The sequence below is a fragment of the Candidatus Mycobacterium methanotrophicum genome (assembly GCF_023515995.1).
Taxonomy (GTDB): Bacteria; Actinomycetota; Actinomycetes; order Mycobacteriales; family Mycobacteriaceae; genus Mycobacterium; species Mycobacterium methanotrophicum.
Window position 1 is genome coordinate 3703644 of the sequence record NZ_CP097320.1, and the last position, 13461, is coordinate 3717104.

The following is a 13461-nucleotide window of genomic DNA, read 5'->3' on the forward strand; positions in this document are numbered from 1 at the left end:
TCTGCCACCAGACAATTGGGGCCCGAGTGGGCCACGTCTCAGCTTACGGTCACGACCGGCGAACCGCTCGCTGTGCCTATCTCCGAGTCTGTTTCCGAGGCCAGCCGCATCGCTTCCTCGATCAGCGTCTCGACGATCTGCGCCTCGGGCACGGTCTTGATCACCTCGCCGCGCACGAAGATCTGGCCCTTGCCGTTGCCCGACGCAACACCGAGGTCGGCCTCGCGCGCCTCCCCCGGCCCGTTGACGACGCAGCCCATCACGGCAACCCGCAGCGGCACGTCGAGGCCCTCGAGTCCGGCGGTGACCTCGTTGGCCAGGGTGTAGACGTCGACTTGTGCGCGACCGCATGACGGGCAGGACACGATTTCCAGCGAGCGCGGCCGCAGATTCAGCGATTCGAGGATCTGGGCGCCGACCTTGACCTCTTCGACGGGCGGCGCCGACAGCGACACCCGGATGGTGTCGCCGATGCCCCGTGACAGCAGCGCGCCGAAGGCGACCGCGGACTTGACGGTGCCCTGAAAGGCCGGACCGGCCTCGGTGACGCCGAGGTGCAGCGGGTAGTCGCACCGCGCGGCCAGCTGCTCGTAGGCGGCGACCATCACCACCGGGTCGTTGTGCTTGACGCTGATCTTGAGTTCGGAGAAGCCGTGCTCCTCGAACAGTGAGGCCTCCCACAGCGCCGACTCGACCAGCGCCTCGGGCGTGGCCTTGCCGTAGCGCTCCATGAACCGCTTGTCCAGCGAGCCGGCGTTGACGCCGATGCGGATCGGGATCCCGGCAGCTGCGGCCGCCTTGGCGACCTCGCCGACCCTACCGTCGAATTCCTTGATGTTGCCGGGGTTTACCCGAACCGCGGCGCAGCCGGCATCGATCGCAGCGAAGATGTAGCGCGGCTGGAAGTGAATGTCGGCGATGACCGGGATCTGGCTCTTCTTGGCGATCGCCGGCAGCGCGTCGGCGTCCTCCTGACGCGGGCAGGCCACCCGGACGATGTCGCAGCCGGCGGCGGTCAACTCGGCGATCTGCTGCAGGGTCGAGTTGATGTCGTGGGTCTTGGTGGTGCACATCGACTGCACCGAAATCGGGCAATCGCTGCCCACCCCGACATCGCCGACCATCAGCTGCCGCGTCGTTCGTCGTGGCGCCAGCGTGGGCGCCGGGGCTGCCGGCATACCCAGACCTGTGGTCACTGGAACAACCTGATCGGGTTGACCACGTCGGCGGTCACCGTCAACAGCATGTAGCCGACCACGAGGACCAACACTACGTAGGTTGCGGGCATGAGCTTGAGGTAGTTGACCGGCGCGGCCGCGACCATGCCGCGGGCCGACCGAACCATGTTGCGCAGCTTCTCGAACACCGCGATCGCGATGTGCCCGCCGTCGAACGGCAGCAGCGGCGCCAAGTTGATGACGCCCAGGATGAAGTTCAGCTGCGCGAGGAACAACCAAAACGCCATCCAGACGCCGTGGTCGACGGTGTCGCCGCCGATGATGCTGGCACCGACGACGCTGATCGGTGTATCGAGCGAGCGCTGGCCGCCGCCGATCGCGTGGACCAGCGCGCCGACTTTGGTCGGGATGGCGACCAGCGACTTGCCCAGCAGGACCGTCAGGTTGCCGGTGAAGGAGAACGTGGCCGGCACCGCGCTGACGGGGTTGTACTGCGTGGGGCCGGCTGCCGTGCCCATCACGCCGATCACCCCGATCGTCGTAGGCTTGGCGCCGGTGACCCAGCGTTGCCGCTGGACGATGTCGACGTATTTGGTCATCGTTTGGCCGTCGCGCTTGATGACGATCGGAACGGTTCCGTGCATTTTCTGCACGGCGGCGGCCATCTCGGAGAAGTCGGTGACCGGAGTTTCGCCGACCTTGAGCACCACATCGCCGGCCCGGATTCCGGCCGCGGCCGCCGGCCCGTCACCCGTGCACTTCTCGAATTGGCCCTGCTTGTATTCCGAGGCCGCACAAGCGGTTTGACCGATGACCGCGGAGGGATGCAGGTTCGGCAGTCCCCAGCTGACCGCGATGGCGTAGATCAGCACCAAGCCGATGACGAAGTTCATGCCCGGACCGGCGAATAGCACCGCGACGCGCTTCCAGGTCTTCTGCTTGTACATCGCGCGGTCATGCTCGTCGGGCGCGAGTTCCTCGACCGACGTCATGCCGGCGATATCGCAGAACCCGCCGGCCGGAATGGCCTTGAGGCCATACTCCGTTTCGCCGCGGCGCGTCGACCACAGCGTCGGGCCGAAGCCCACGAAATAGCGGCGCACCCTCATCCCGGTCGCAAGGGCGACGCCCATGTGACCGCATTCGTGCAACGCCACCGAGAGCAGGATGGCGAACGCGAACAGCACGACGCCGATAACGAACATCATCAGCTTGGTAAGACCTCCTGTGTGGCTCGCTCTATCGCACGTCTGGCCTTACCGCGGGCCCAGCGCTGCGCGTCGAGTACGTCTTCCACGGTAGCGGGTGCGCCGCTCCATTGGTCGGCGGCGCTGCAGACCTCGGCAATCGTGCGCACGATGGCCGGGAAGCCGATCCGGCCCGCCAGGAACGCCTCGGCCGCTTCTTCGTTGGCGGCGTTGTAGACGGCGGTCATGCAGCCGCCGATCTCACCGGCGTTGCGGGCCAGCTCGACGGCCGGGAAGACTTCATTGTCCAGCGGCTCGAAGTCCCAGCTCGTCGCGGTGGAGAAATCGCAGGCGGCGGCCACCGCAGGCACCCGCTCCGGCCAGCCGAGCGCCAGCGCGATGGGCAGTTTCATGTCCGGCGGGCTGGCCTGCACGATCGTCGAGCCGTCGGTGAACGTGACCATCGAATGCACGATCGACTGCGGGTGCACGACGACGTCGATGTGCCGGTAGGAGATGCCGAACAGCAGGTGGGCTTCGATCAGCTCGAGCCCCTTGTTGACCAGCGACGCCGAGTTCAAGGTGTTCATCGGGCCCATCGACCAGGTCGGATGGGCACCGGCCTGCTCGGGTGTGACGTGCTCGAGGTCGGCGGCCGACCAGCCGCGGAACGGTCCGCCGGAGGCGGTCAGCACCAGCTTGGCCACCTCGTCGGCAGATCCGCCGCGCAGGCATTGCGCCAGCGCGCAATGCTCGGAGTCGACGGGCACGATCTGGCCCGGTTGCGCGGCCCGCAACACCAGCGGACCGCCGGCGATCAGCGACTCCTTGTTCGCCAGGGCCAGTCGGACACCCGAGGCCAGCACGGTCAGCGTGGGCTGCAGCCCCATCGCGCCGACCAGCGCGTTGAGCACGACGTCGGCGTCGGTGTTCTCAATCAGCCGGACGACTGCGTCGGGCCCGTGGTAGGTGACGTCGCCGATGGTCTGGGCGGCGCGCTGGTCGGCGACGGCGACATTGATCACACCGGTTTCGGCGCGCTGGCAAGCCAGCAGCTCCGGGTGCCCGCCGCCGGCGGCCAGGCCGACCAGCTCGAAGCGGTCGGGGTTGGCGGCGACGACCTCCAGCGCCTGGGTGCCGATGGACCCGGTGCTGCCCAGCACCAGGATCTTGAGACGGCGGTCGGTCACCTAGTCATTGTGCCGCGGCCCCGCAACCCGCGATATGCCAGAATGGCCGCAATCGTTTCCAGCAACACCGAGCCCCTACCGGAGGAGTCGCCGTGGCCAGTACCGAGGTGGAGCGCTACAGCGAAGGGGTCGACGTCGCTGATGTGCCGTCGGCGCAGTGGGGCTGGAGCAAAATCAACCACCGCACCTGGCACATCACCGGGCTGTGCATCGTCGGCCTTTTGCTCGCAATGCTGGACGGCAATCACGTCGGCCACATCGAGAACTGTTACTTGATCGGTTTCGCGGCCCTGGTGCTCTTCTTCGTGGTGCGTGACTGGTGGGGCCGCCGGCGCGGCTGGCTCAGGTAGCGCGCTTATCGCGCCGCCGGTACCAGCCGCCGACCAGCGCACCTGCCACCAGGGTGGCGAGCGCCAGCACCCACGGCCACGCGCCATGCAGGTGCACCCAGCCGGCCAGCCAGCCCTGCACGCGGCCCGCTGCTGCGAGCAGCGCATCGGACGGCAGGCCATGGGCGGTATGCAGCCGGATCTCGTAGAGGGCGTAGTAACCGACATACAGCCCAACGAGGATCAGCAGCACGCCGCTGATCCGATTCACATAGGGCAGGATTCGCCGCAGCCGATTCACCACCGCCGCGGTCGCGACGGCGGCGGCAATGGCCAGCACGCCGATGACCAGGGTGAGGCCCGCGATATAGGCGAGATAGATCGACGCGCTGCCGATCAGCGAGCCGCGGCGCGAGCCGGCGGCGGTGACCGCCAGGAACGGCCCGACCGTGCACGACAGCGAGGCGATCGCATAGCTGACGCCGTAGCCATACATGGACCCGAGCCGAGCAGTCGGAGCCCCTCCCCCGCCCCGATACCGCGGGGCCAACAGCGTCAGCTCCCGGCCTGATAGAAGCCAAATTCCCAGGGCGACAAGCACAATGCCGATTACCACGACCGCGTACGGCAGATACCGCTGCACGGTCGCGCCCACCGATATGGTCAGCGCTCCGAACAGCCCGAACACGGTCAAAAATCCCAGCCCCATCCCGGCGGTCGCCGCCACGGCCCGGCCGGCCGCGGCCAATCCCGTGGCGCGCTCCCCGCGTACCACCAGAACGAGGTAGGCCGGCAGCATGGCAAACCCGCATGGGTTGAGCGCCGCGACCAATCCGGCGGCGAACGCCAGACTGACCAGGCCTGAATCCACGCCCAAGTCCACGAGCTACTTCAGCGCCGTCACCCGATCGGACAACTCCTGCTGCGACATCGCCGCGGTGGGGTTGTTCACAAACGTGGACGTCCCGTCGGAGTTGTAGAACACCCACGCCGGTTGCCAGGGCACGTTGTAGCGGGCCCAGATCGAGCCGTCGGCGTCGTTGAGCTGGGTGAAGTTCAGGTGGTATTTCGAGACGAAGTCCTGTATCGCGCCGGTGTCGGAGTGCGCCGCGACGCCCACGAACGTCACCGCGGGATTAGCGGCGGCCACGTGGCTCAGACCGGGCGCTTCGGCGTTGCAGAACGGGCACCACGGCGTCCAGAACCACAGCACAGAGCGCTTTCCCACCAAACTTGCCCCGTCGAAGGGCGCACCGCTGATTGTGGTCCCGCTGAACTGCAGACGGTCATCGCCCGCCAGCGCCCGCGGCGCACCGCTCAGCCCGACAACCGAGGCGGCTGTGGCGATTGTGGCCACGCCGAGCGCCAACCTGCCAAGCCGGAATCGGATTCTCATGCTCGTCTCCTTTGCTGGTCGCCACCGGGAAGACGTTGCTGTCCCCCGGCCGGTTCACGTGGGTGCGCCGAGCCGTCGGCGGCGAGCTGGCCACACGCGGCGGCGATCTCGCGGCCGCGGGTGTCCCGCACCGTGCAGGGCACGCCGGCGGCGCGGATGCGCCGGACAAACTCGCGCTGCGCGGGCTTCGGGCTGGCGTCCCAGTCGCTGCCGGGTGTCGGGTTCAGCGGAATGAGGTTCACGTGCACCAGCGGGCCCAGCGCGCGATGCAGCCGCTTGCCCAGCAGGTCGGCGCGCCACGGCTGGTCGTTGACATCGCGGATCAGCGCGTATTCCACCGAAACTCGCCGACCGGTCACGTCGGCGTAATAGCGGGCGGCGTCCAGCGCTTCGGCGATCTTCCACCGGTTGTTGACCGGCACCAGCATGTCACGCAGCTCGTCGTCAGGGGCGTGCAGCGACAGCGCTAACGTCACCGGCAGCCGCTCGTCGGCAAGTTTGCGGATCGCCGGGGCCAGCCCGACCGTCGACACCGTCACCGACCGGGCCGAAATCCCGAAGCCTTCCGTGATGCCGCGCACCGCCGCCAGCACCCTGGAGTAGTTGGCCAGCGGCTCCCCCATCCCCATGAACACCACGTTCGACAACCGGTCTGCCCAGTCGTCACGCAGCGCCACAGCCGCCGCACGTACTTGTTCGACGATCTCGGCGGTCGATAAGTTGCGCGTCAGCCCGCCCTGCCCGGTGGCGCAAAACGGGCACGCCATGCCGCAGCCGGCCTGCGACGAAATGCAGATGGTGTTGCGCCGCGGGTAACGCATCAGCACCGACTCGAAGGTGCTGCCGTCGGCGGCCCGCCACAGCGTCTTGCGGGTTGAGCCCGCGTCGCAAGCGAGTTCCCGGCTCGCAGTCAGCAGGTTGGGGAACAGCGCCTGGGCCACCGCGCCGCGAACCTCAGCCGGCAGATCGGTCATCTGCTGCGGGTCGCCGATCAGCCGACCGTAGTACTGGTGGGCGAGTTGTTTGGCGCGAAACGGCGGCAGGCCCAGTGCCACGACGGCGTCGATGCGCTCGGCGTCGTCGAGATCGGCCAGGTGCCGCGGCGGCAGACCCCGGCGCGGTGCCTCGAACACCAACTCTTGCTTCATCCCAGCACCAGTATGGGCCTGTTTCGCAGACCAGCGGTGTTCCGCCCGGCGACGATGCGCGCCGTGCAACGGCGTGAGGAGGAGACGGGCAGGTGTTCCGCCCGGCGACGATGCGCGCCGTGCAACGGCGTGAGGAGGAGACGGGCAGGTGTTCCGCCCGGCGACGATGCGCGCCGTGCAACGGCGTGAGGAGGAGACGGGCAGGTGTTCAGGGCACCAGCGCCAAGACAACCCAGGTCGCGACCGCCGACGGCAAGGCTCCATCCAGTCGGTCCATCAGGCCGCCGTGCCCGGGCAGGATCCGGCCCATGTCCTTGATGCCCAAGTCGCGCTTGATTTGCGATTCCACCAGGTCGCCGAGCGTGGCGGTGGCCACCAGCGTGAAACCCAGCAGCACTCCGACCCAGATTGGTTTGTGCACCAACAGCACGGCCGTCAGCGCGGTCGCGGTGACCCCGAGCAACAGCGAACCGACCAGTCCCTCCCAGGACTTGTTCGGGCTGACCGACGGGACCATTGGATGCCTTCCGAACAGCACGCCTACCGCGTATCCGCCGATGTCCGAACACACCACGCCGATCATCAGGCAAAACACCCGGCCCGATCCGTCATGCGGATAGACCAGCAGCACAGAAAACGATGCGAACAACGGCACCCAGGCGACCAGGAAGACCGTGGCGGCGACATCCCGCAGGAAGTTCGACGACGAGTCGGCGTTGCCGGGGCCGTGCGGCGAGGGCGCGCCCTCAAGCGTCAGCCGCCAAAACATGCAGACCACAGCCGTGGCGCCGAAACCGGCCAGCGCGCCGGCTGCATGAAACGGCCAGGTCAGCCAGACGGTGGCCTGGCCGCCGATCAGCAGCGGAATGACCGGAATGAGGTAACCGGCCTCGCGCAGCCGTCGCACCACCTCATGAGAGGCAATCGCGATGGCGGCCGCGACCAATGGGACCCACAGGTACCGATCGAATATCAAGATCGCGATAATCGTGAACCCGATGGCCGCGCCGACGGCGATCGCAGCCGGCAGATTTCGGCCGGCCCGCGACTTCTTCTTCGGCTTCTTCGTCAAGGACTGTCGCACCGAACCGTTGGCCGGGGTATTTGCGCCGGTCTCAGTGTCTGCCACCGCCGTGGTTTGCTGAGGGCCGTTAGACCTCCAGCAGCTCGCCTTCTTTGTGCTTGACCAGCTCGTCGATCTGGGTCACGTACTGGTGCGTGGCCTTGTCCAGGTCCTTCTCGGCGCGCGCGACCTCGTCCTCGCCGGCCTCGCCGTCCTTGCGGATGCGGTGCAGTTCCTCCATCGCCTTGCGGCGGATGTTGCGCACCGAGACCCTGGCGTCTTCGCCCTTGGCCTTGGCTTGCTTGACGAGTTCGCGACGGCGTTCCTCGGTCAGCTGGGGCACCGCGACGCGGATCAGCGTGCCGTCGTTGGTCGGATTGAGGCCCAGGTCGGAGTTGCGGATCGCCGTCTCGATGGCACGGAGCTGGCTTGCCTCGTAAGGCTTGATGACGACCAGGCGCGCTTCGGGGACGTTGATGCTGGCCAGCTGAGTGATCGGGGTAGACGAGCCGTAGTAGTCGACAACGATGCGGGAGAACATGCCGGGGTTGGCGCGGCCGGTGCGGATGGTCGATAGGTCGTCACGGCTCACCGCCACCGCTTTCTCCATCTTCTCCTCGGCGTCGAAGAGGGTTTCGTCAATCATGTCCGCGCCGCTCCTCCTCATCGCGCTATGCGCTGTGCATCGTCGCGGCGCGCATGTCTGCGCCGCTCCGCTCAGCTGGTGACCAGTGTTCCGATCTTCTCACCCGCAACCGCGCGAGCGATATTGCCGTCGGTGAGCAGGTTGAACACCAGGATCGGCATGCCATTGTCCATGCACAAACTGAACGCGGTGGCATCGGCCACCCGCAGGCCCCGGTCGATGACTTCCCGGTGGGTGATCGCCGTGAGCAGCTCGGCCCGCGGGTTGACGCGCGGGTCCTCAGCGAACACGCCGTCGACGGCCTTGGCCATCAAGACCACGTCGGCGCCGATCTCCAATGCCCGCTGTGCGGCCGTCGTGTCAGTCGAGAAATACGGCAGCCCCATGCCGGCACCGAAAATCACCACACGTCCTTTTTCCAGGTGACGCCGGGCCCGCAGCGGAATGTAGGGCTCGGCGACCTGGCCCATCGTGATCGCGGTCTGCACCCGGGTGACGATGCCCTCTTTTTCCAAAAAGTCTTGCAGGGCAAGGCTATTCATGACCGTGCCGAGCATTCCCATGTAGTCCGAACGAGTGCGCTCCATCCCGCGTTGCTGAAGTTGGGCACCACGGAAGAAGTTGCCGCCGCCGATGACGACAGCGACCTGCACACCGGTGCGGACCACCTCGGCGATCTGGCGCGCGACGAGCGCGACCACATCGAGATCCAGCCCGACCTGTCCGCCGCCGAACATCTCGCCGCCCAGCTTGAGCAACACTCGGGTGTACTTCGGGCGGCCTGCTGATTTAGCGCCCGGGTATCCCTCGGCACGCGGAAATGCCCCAGCGCCGTTGGGGCTGGTCGGCTCCTGCTCCGTCATCACACTCCTAGCACGGGAGGGCACCATCCGGCTAACCCCCAAGACGGCTATCCCAAAGGGCAGGATCCATCCTGCCTTACGGCCAGGCGGCGCGTCCCGGGAGTCGACCGGATGGTCGGGTAGCGCGGGTCAGTAGCCGCCCGCGGTGCCGTTGCCGAGGCACACCAGCCGCGACCCCATGACGGCCTCGCGGTCGAGGATGTTGCGGGTGTCGATCACGACCGCGCCCGGGGCCACGCACCGCTCGATGTAGCCCCAGTCCAGCTCGCCGAATTCCGGCCACTCGGTCAGCACCAGGATCGCGTCGGCGTCCTTGGCGGCAACGTAGGGGTCCCGAGCGGTGCCGACCGGTAATCGTGCCCCTTCGAGGCTGTCCGGGCGGGGGTCGTAGGCGGTCACCTGGGAGCCGGCGTCTTGAAGACCCTTGCAGATGGCCACGGCCGGCGAATCCCGGATATCGCTGGTCCCCGCCTTGAAAGTCAGTCCCAGCGCGGCAACCTTGACCTCGTCTGGGCAGACACGAACCACCCCAACCCGGGCCGGGCGCCAGGAAATGGTGGCCGATTCGCTCGTCGGCGCCCATGCAGCCGGTGATGTCGCGGATGTCCGCGCCCACCCGCGCGCACAGTTCGGCCATCGAGTTGACGAACGACAGCTTGACGGCCAGAAACGCGTTGCTGGCATATTCGGCCAGCTCGGCGCTTTCCAGGCTCATCCGCAGAACAGCCTGGTCAGCGCAGAGGGAGGCCACCCGCTCGGCGGCCTCATCCCCATCGGCGACGGCACCGATCACCACCCGCTCGGGATGGCAGAAGTCGTGGACGGCATGGCTTTCTCTCAAGAACTCCGGATTCACCACCGTATGGATGCCGCGTCCAGCCAGCATCTGGCTGAGCCGACGAGAGGTACCCACCGGCACAGTCGATTTCACGGCGATCACCGCGTCGGGCCGCAAGCTCTGCGCCAGTTCGCCTACCGCGTTCTCGACCGCTTTCAGATCGGTGCTGCCGCCGTCGTTGGCCGGTGTCGGAACGCAGATGAACACGACATCACGATCTCCCAGTCGACGGCAGTGACGGGTGAAGCGCAATGTGCCGAGCTCGACACCGCTGCACAATAATTCGTCCAGCCCCGGCTCGTCGATCCCGGCGCGGCCACTCCGCAACTCGGCCAACCGGCCCGCGTCGTTGTCCATGCAAAAGGTGTCGGCTCCCTTGGCGGCCAAACACACCGCCGTGGTCAAGCCGACATAGCCGGCGCCGACCACTCCGACCTTGAGATTCACGCGCATTCCTCCAAAATCCGTCGAGCAGCCTCGATCACCCGCGACGCGGTGATGAGCAACAGCCCACGGTGCGGCCGGTCACTATGCGGGTCGCCACAATCACCGGCCCACACCGCGGTGGCGACGAACCTCGACGCGGCCGCCACCGCCGCGGTGGCGGCCGCCAGTTCGTCGGCACCTTCGCTGAGCGCGATCGCGGCCGCCACCGAGAACCGATCACCGGCACCGCAGGTATCGCTGCGACCAGCAGCGGCCGTTTCCGGCGGCGCAATGTGACGGGCGCCGTGGTGCTGGTCGGCGAACATGGCGCCACGGGCGCCGAGCGTGACGCTCACCGCGGTCACGCCCCACTCCTGGCGCAGCGTACCGGCCAGTTGACCGCCAGCGGCCGACAGCGAAAACCTTTGCGCTTCAGCCTGGTTCGGAGTGACAAGAGCGCAATCGCCGATCGGGCGGGCGCCCCGGGGATGAGGGTCCCACACCATCGGAACGTGCGCGGTCGCCGACTGCAGCAAGCCGCGCAATTGCGGGTGGCCGGCCTAGCCACGAGCTGCCAACACTGCTGCCAGACCGGCGCCTCCCGGCCGATGCCAGATCCGCTCGGGTTCCACCACCGGCACCGGCGCCTCGGGTGAAAGTCGATCAGCCGTACCGTCGATGTCGATGTCGATGTCGGGCAACGAATCGCCGACGATCACAAGCGGTTTCATGTCGATCCGGCTCCTGCCCGAGGCAGCGACTCGTCGAGCGCTCTGCACAGTCCGTGTAGCAATACCAGATGGATTTCCTGCACGGTCGCCGTCGATTCGGCCTCCACGCAGATTGCGTCGTCGCACATGGCCTGCAGCGGGTTGGGCGCCGGACCGGTCAGCCCCCAGGTCGTCACCCCGATTTCGCTGGCCACCTTGACCGCGGCCAAGACATTGGCACTGGTGCCGCTGGTAGACAACGCGACCAGCACGTCGCCGAACCGACCATGCGCGCGCACGCCGCGGGCGTCGATCATGCTGCACCTCGGCTGACTAGCTCAGCGACCGCCAACACGACGTCGCGGGCGGCGATGCCGTCCAGACTCGGGCCACCAACGCTGTTGTCAATCCAGCCCCTCCAGCACCAGGGTGACTGCCTCGTCCAGCGAGGCGGCCACTTTCGCGTTGACCCGGGCGTCGCTGATCTCTGTGCACCGGGTCCTTTCGGTGGGCACCAGAACGGCTTTGGCCTGGGCGGCCTGGGCAGCTGCGACGTCACCGCCGGTGTCGCCGATCATCACGCAGCGGGAGGTGTGCACGCCAAGAGCGTCGGCCAGGCGGGGATCGGTGAAAGCGGTCCAGCCGATCGGCTCGGTGCGGAATGTGCCTTCGCCGCACGCGTAAACCAGTTCGGCCAGCCGCTCGGCATAAGTCGGGCGCCCGTAGGAGCCCATGGCCATCACCTTGTATTCGTCGCTGGATCGCTTGAATCCCAAATGCTCGGCGAGGCTTTCGTAGAGCAACCCCAGCGAATGCGGAAGCTGTTAGGACGCGAGGATGTCCAGCTTTCCGTCGCGGTACTTGCCAGCCAGCATGGACGTCGACTCGCCGCGACCGTCGACGACGAGCACGGCGCTGTCGGGCTGCGGGGAGACCAGCGAGGCCGACGCCGCGTGCGCAACGTGATGGCGCACATGGCGGACTATGCCGGGGTCGAGCCCAGGCATTGCATGGCCGTGGTGATGCCGGTTACCTCGTGCGGGCTCCAGGCGGCGAACGCGCGCGCCCAGTCCATCCGCCCTCCGAGAATCCGGCTACTGAGCAGAAGGCCCGCGGCGACACCCGCGGCGAGCCCCCACTTGTTGAAACCCGTTGCGACAAAAATCTTTTCACCGCCCGGCAAGATCGGGCCAACATACGGCAGCCGGTCGATTGGCGTGTAGTCCTGCGCCGACCACTGGTGCGTCACCGCAGCACCCGGAAAGTACTTGAGCGCCCACGACAACAACTCGTCCAGCTCGGCAGTGGGACTCTTGCGCCCCACGGTGTGACCGGCGCCCGCCACCACGAGACGCTCGCCGCCGTCGACCGGGGCGTAGCGCAGCGACCTGGTCGGCGAACCGGCAGAGATGAACATCGGCCGGGTGAGCTCCCCCGGAACGTCGAACGCAAACGAGTAGGACCTGCTGGGTTTGAGTCTCGCGAAACATCCGCCACGCTCAAGAATCGGAATGCCGGTAGCAAGCACGCATTGCCCGGCATCAACGCGCGCGTCGCCCTGGCCGGTATGCACCCGCAGTTGTACCCGGCCGTGATGCTGCGACACCGACCCCACCCGGGCGCCCTCCGCGATCCGACCTGCACGGCTGGCGAGTTCTCCAATCAGACTATCCAACAAAGGCATTGGATCGAACTGAGTTTGATCGGCAGGGCGCACACCGCCGTGATAGGGAAACGGAACGCCGGCGTCGTTGTCCCAATCGGCGTCCAGACCGGCCAATCGGCAAGCTGCCGGCTCGGCGCGCGCCGACGGCACTTCGTTCGCGGATTGCGCATACGTGTAGGCGTCTTCGCGCTGCACCGAGACATCGTTTTCCGCACAATATCGCAGTAGCCAATCTTGGCCCTCGCGATTGCCTTTCACGTAGTCGCGGGCAAGGTCAGCGCCGTGGCGGGCCAGGATCCTCGACAACGTGGTGCCCTGCAGCAGACTGATTTTTCCGGTCGTGTTGCCTGTGGTCACTTCGCCGGCTTTGCGGGCTTCGAGCACCAACCGCCATCGGCAGCCGGAAACCGGTGGTGGGCATCACAGGGGATCAGTTCCGGCCTCTCAGCAGCGATGAGCAAGGAAGCGGGGATCTCTAGGCGGCCAAAGAGGTTTGACCGTTCGGTGGCATGGGAATCCGCCGAAGCGCGGCGCGGGAAGCCAATGCCACGGTTTCCCCTGTCGAACCGGTCAAGAAATACAAGGAAGCGGCCGGAAGCGTACTCGGTCAAGACGACCTCGCGCGCGAGGGCAGGGCTCAGCAGGACAAGGCCGAGGCTCAGCGCGACGCCGCCAAGCGGGAGGCTGAAGCCGACGCGGCCCGCGGTAGCGCTGAGGTGGCCGAACGGAAGGAAGAATCGCACCAGCGGAAGTAATAGCTGGAACTATTGGTGGCCCGGTCCGGTGGACCGGGCCATCCTAATCTTCAGCTAAAAGCTGTT

Annotated in this window: 15 protein-coding genes and 4 pseudogenes; 2 read left to right on the forward strand and 17 right to left on the reverse strand. The window is 67.0% G+C overall.

Going from position 1 to position 13461, the window contains the following annotated elements; genetic code table 11:
• Positions 1–38 precede the first annotated feature (38 nt).
• The 3 genes from ispG to dxr are packed head-to-tail and all read right to left on the reverse strand — an operon-like array spanning position 39 to position 3555.
• Positions 39–1196 (reverse strand): flavodoxin-dependent (E)-4-hydroxy-3-methylbut-2-enyl-diphosphate synthase, encoded by a 1158-nt coding sequence (gene ispG / locus M5I08_RS19320; protein ID WP_219065540.1) that lies wholly within the window; start codon positions 1194–1196, stop codon positions 39–41.
• Complete coding sequence (locus M5I08_RS19325) at positions 1193–2386, reverse strand: M50 family metallopeptidase (protein WP_219065541.1); 1194 nt, start codon at positions 2384–2386, stop codon at positions 1193–1195. The genes ispG and M5I08_RS19325 overlap by 4 nt, the downstream gene beginning before the upstream one ends.
• Complete coding sequence (gene dxr / locus M5I08_RS19330) at positions 2386–3555, reverse strand: 1-deoxy-D-xylulose-5-phosphate reductoisomerase (RefSeq protein WP_219065542.1); 1170 nt, start codon at positions 3553–3555, stop codon at positions 2386–2388. The genes M5I08_RS19325 and dxr overlap by 1 nt, the downstream gene beginning before the upstream one ends.
• 92 nt (positions 3556–3647) lie before the next feature.
• On the opposite strand from dxr, the gene M5I08_RS19335 reads away from it, so the two are divergent.
• On the forward strand, positions 3648–3905 hold the full coding sequence (locus M5I08_RS19335) for a DUF2631 domain-containing protein (protein WP_219065543.1): 258 nt from the start codon (positions 3648–3650) through the stop codon (positions 3903–3905).
• Here the strand turns inward: M5I08_RS19335 and M5I08_RS19340 are convergent.
• From M5I08_RS19340 to M5I08_RS19405, 14 genes and pseudogenes are all read right to left on the reverse strand, one after another.
• Positions 3898–4755 (reverse strand): cytochrome c biogenesis CcdA family protein, encoded by an 858-nt coding sequence (locus tag M5I08_RS19340; RefSeq protein WP_219065583.1) that lies wholly within the window; start codon positions 4753–4755, stop codon positions 3898–3900. The genes M5I08_RS19335 and M5I08_RS19340 overlap by 8 nt on opposite strands.
• 15 nt (positions 4756–4770) lie before the next feature.
• Positions 4771–5280, reverse strand: a complete 510-nt coding sequence (dsbE, locus tag M5I08_RS19345; protein WP_219065544.1) for a disulfide bond-forming protein DsbE — start codon at positions 5278–5280, stop codon at positions 4771–4773.
• Positions 5277–6428, reverse strand: coding sequence for a dual-specificity RNA methyltransferase RlmN (rlmN, locus tag M5I08_RS19350; RefSeq protein WP_219065545.1), 1152 nt, complete (start codon positions 6426–6428; stop codon positions 5277–5279). The genes dsbE and rlmN overlap by 4 nt, the downstream gene beginning before the upstream one ends.
• A 208-nt stretch (positions 6429–6636) precedes the next feature.
• A complete protein-coding gene (locus tag M5I08_RS19355) occupies positions 6637–7557 on the reverse strand; it encodes a phosphatidate cytidylyltransferase (RefSeq protein ID WP_219065546.1) in 921 nt (306 codons plus the stop codon).
• 22 nt (positions 7558–7579) lie between these two features.
• Entirely contained in the window at positions 7580–8137 is a 558-nt protein-coding gene (gene frr / locus M5I08_RS19360) for a ribosome recycling factor (RefSeq protein ID WP_219065547.1), read from the reverse strand.
• A gap of 71 nt (positions 8138–8208) precedes the next feature.
• The gene (gene pyrH, locus M5I08_RS19365; RefSeq protein ID WP_219065548.1) at positions 8209–9000 is read right to left on the reverse strand and encodes a UMP kinase; all 792 of its coding nucleotides are present in this window, start codon (positions 8998–9000) and stop codon (positions 8209–8211) included.
• 129 nt (positions 9001–9129) lie between these two features.
• Complete coding sequence (locus tag M5I08_RS19370; RefSeq protein WP_249762906.1) at positions 9130–9528, reverse strand: UDP binding domain-containing protein; 399 nt, start codon at positions 9526–9528, stop codon at positions 9130–9132.
• 40 nt (positions 9529–9568) lie between these two features.
• Positions 9569–10291 (reverse strand): annotated as a pseudogene (locus tag M5I08_RS19375) (nucleotide sugar dehydrogenase); the annotation flags it as partial.
• The gene (locus tag M5I08_RS19380; RefSeq protein WP_249763407.1) at positions 10282–10770 is read right to left on the reverse strand and encodes a PfkB family carbohydrate kinase; all 489 of its coding nucleotides are present in this window, start codon (positions 10768–10770) and stop codon (positions 10282–10284) included. The pseudogene M5I08_RS19375 and the gene M5I08_RS19380, both read right to left, overlap by 10 nt.
• 54 nt (positions 10771–10824) lie before the next feature.
• A complete protein-coding gene (locus M5I08_RS19385; RefSeq protein ID WP_249762907.1) occupies positions 10825–10995 on the reverse strand; it encodes a hypothetical protein in 171 nt (56 codons plus the stop codon).
• Positions 10992–11282 (reverse strand): annotated as a pseudogene (locus tag M5I08_RS19390) (SIS domain-containing protein); the annotation flags it as partial. The pseudogene M5I08_RS19390 and the gene M5I08_RS19385, both read right to left, overlap by 4 nt.
• Before the next feature lie 96 nt (positions 11283–11378).
• Complete coding sequence (locus tag M5I08_RS26365; RefSeq protein WP_305883656.1) at positions 11379–11552, reverse strand: HAD hydrolase-like protein; 174 nt, start codon at positions 11550–11552, stop codon at positions 11379–11381.
• A gap of 39 nt (positions 11553–11591) precedes the next feature.
• A pseudogene (locus tag M5I08_RS26370) lies at positions 11592–11984 on the reverse strand (carbamoyltransferase N-terminal domain-containing protein); the annotation flags it as partial.
• Positions 11981–13027 (reverse strand): annotated as a pseudogene (locus M5I08_RS19405) (NAD(P)/FAD-dependent oxidoreductase); the annotation flags it as partial. The pseudogenes M5I08_RS19405 and M5I08_RS26370, both read right to left, overlap by 4 nt.
• A gap of 122 nt (positions 13028–13149) precedes the next feature.
• Between M5I08_RS19405 and M5I08_RS19410 the strand changes: the two are divergent.
• A complete protein-coding gene (locus M5I08_RS19410; RefSeq protein WP_219065551.1) occupies positions 13150–13395 on the forward strand; it encodes a CsbD family protein in 246 nt (81 codons plus the stop codon).
• Positions 13396–13461 lie beyond the last annotated feature (66 nt).

Bases quoted from the DNA above. Each gene is read 5' to 3' on its own strand.
- M5I08_RS19325 (WP_219065541.1), bottom strand. From the start codon at position 2,386: ATGATGTTCGTTATCGGCGTCGTGCTGTTCGCGTTCGCCATCCTGCTC.
- dsbE (WP_219065544.1), bottom strand. From the start codon at position 5,280: ATGAGAATCCGATTCCGGCTTGGCAGGTTGGCGCTCGGCGTGGCCACA.
- rlmN (WP_219065545.1), bottom strand. From the start codon at position 6,428: ATGAAGCAAGAGTTGGTGTTCGAGGCACCGCGCCGGGGTCTGCCGCCG.
- frr (WP_219065547.1), bottom strand. From the start codon at position 8,137: ATGATTGACGAAACCCTCTTCGACGCCGAGGAGAAGATGGAGAAAGCG.
- pyrH (WP_219065548.1), bottom strand. From the start codon at position 9,000: ATGACGGAGCAGGAGCCGACCAGCCCCAACGGCGCTGGGGCATTTCCG.
- M5I08_RS19380 (WP_249763407.1), bottom strand. From the start codon at position 10,770: ATGGTGTGGGACCCTCATCCCCGGGGCGCCCGCCCGATCGGCGATTGC.
- M5I08_RS19385 (WP_249762907.1), bottom strand. From the start codon at position 10,995: ATGAAACCGCTTGTGATCGTCGGCGATTCGTTGCCCGACATCGACATC.
- M5I08_RS26365 (WP_305883656.1), bottom strand. From the start codon at position 11,552: ATGATCGGCGACACCGGCGGTGACGTCGCAGCTGCCCAGGCCGCCCAG.
- M5I08_RS19410 (WP_219065551.1), top strand. From the start codon at position 13,150: ATGGGAATCCGCCGAAGCGCGGCGCGGGAAGCCAATGCCACGGTTTCC.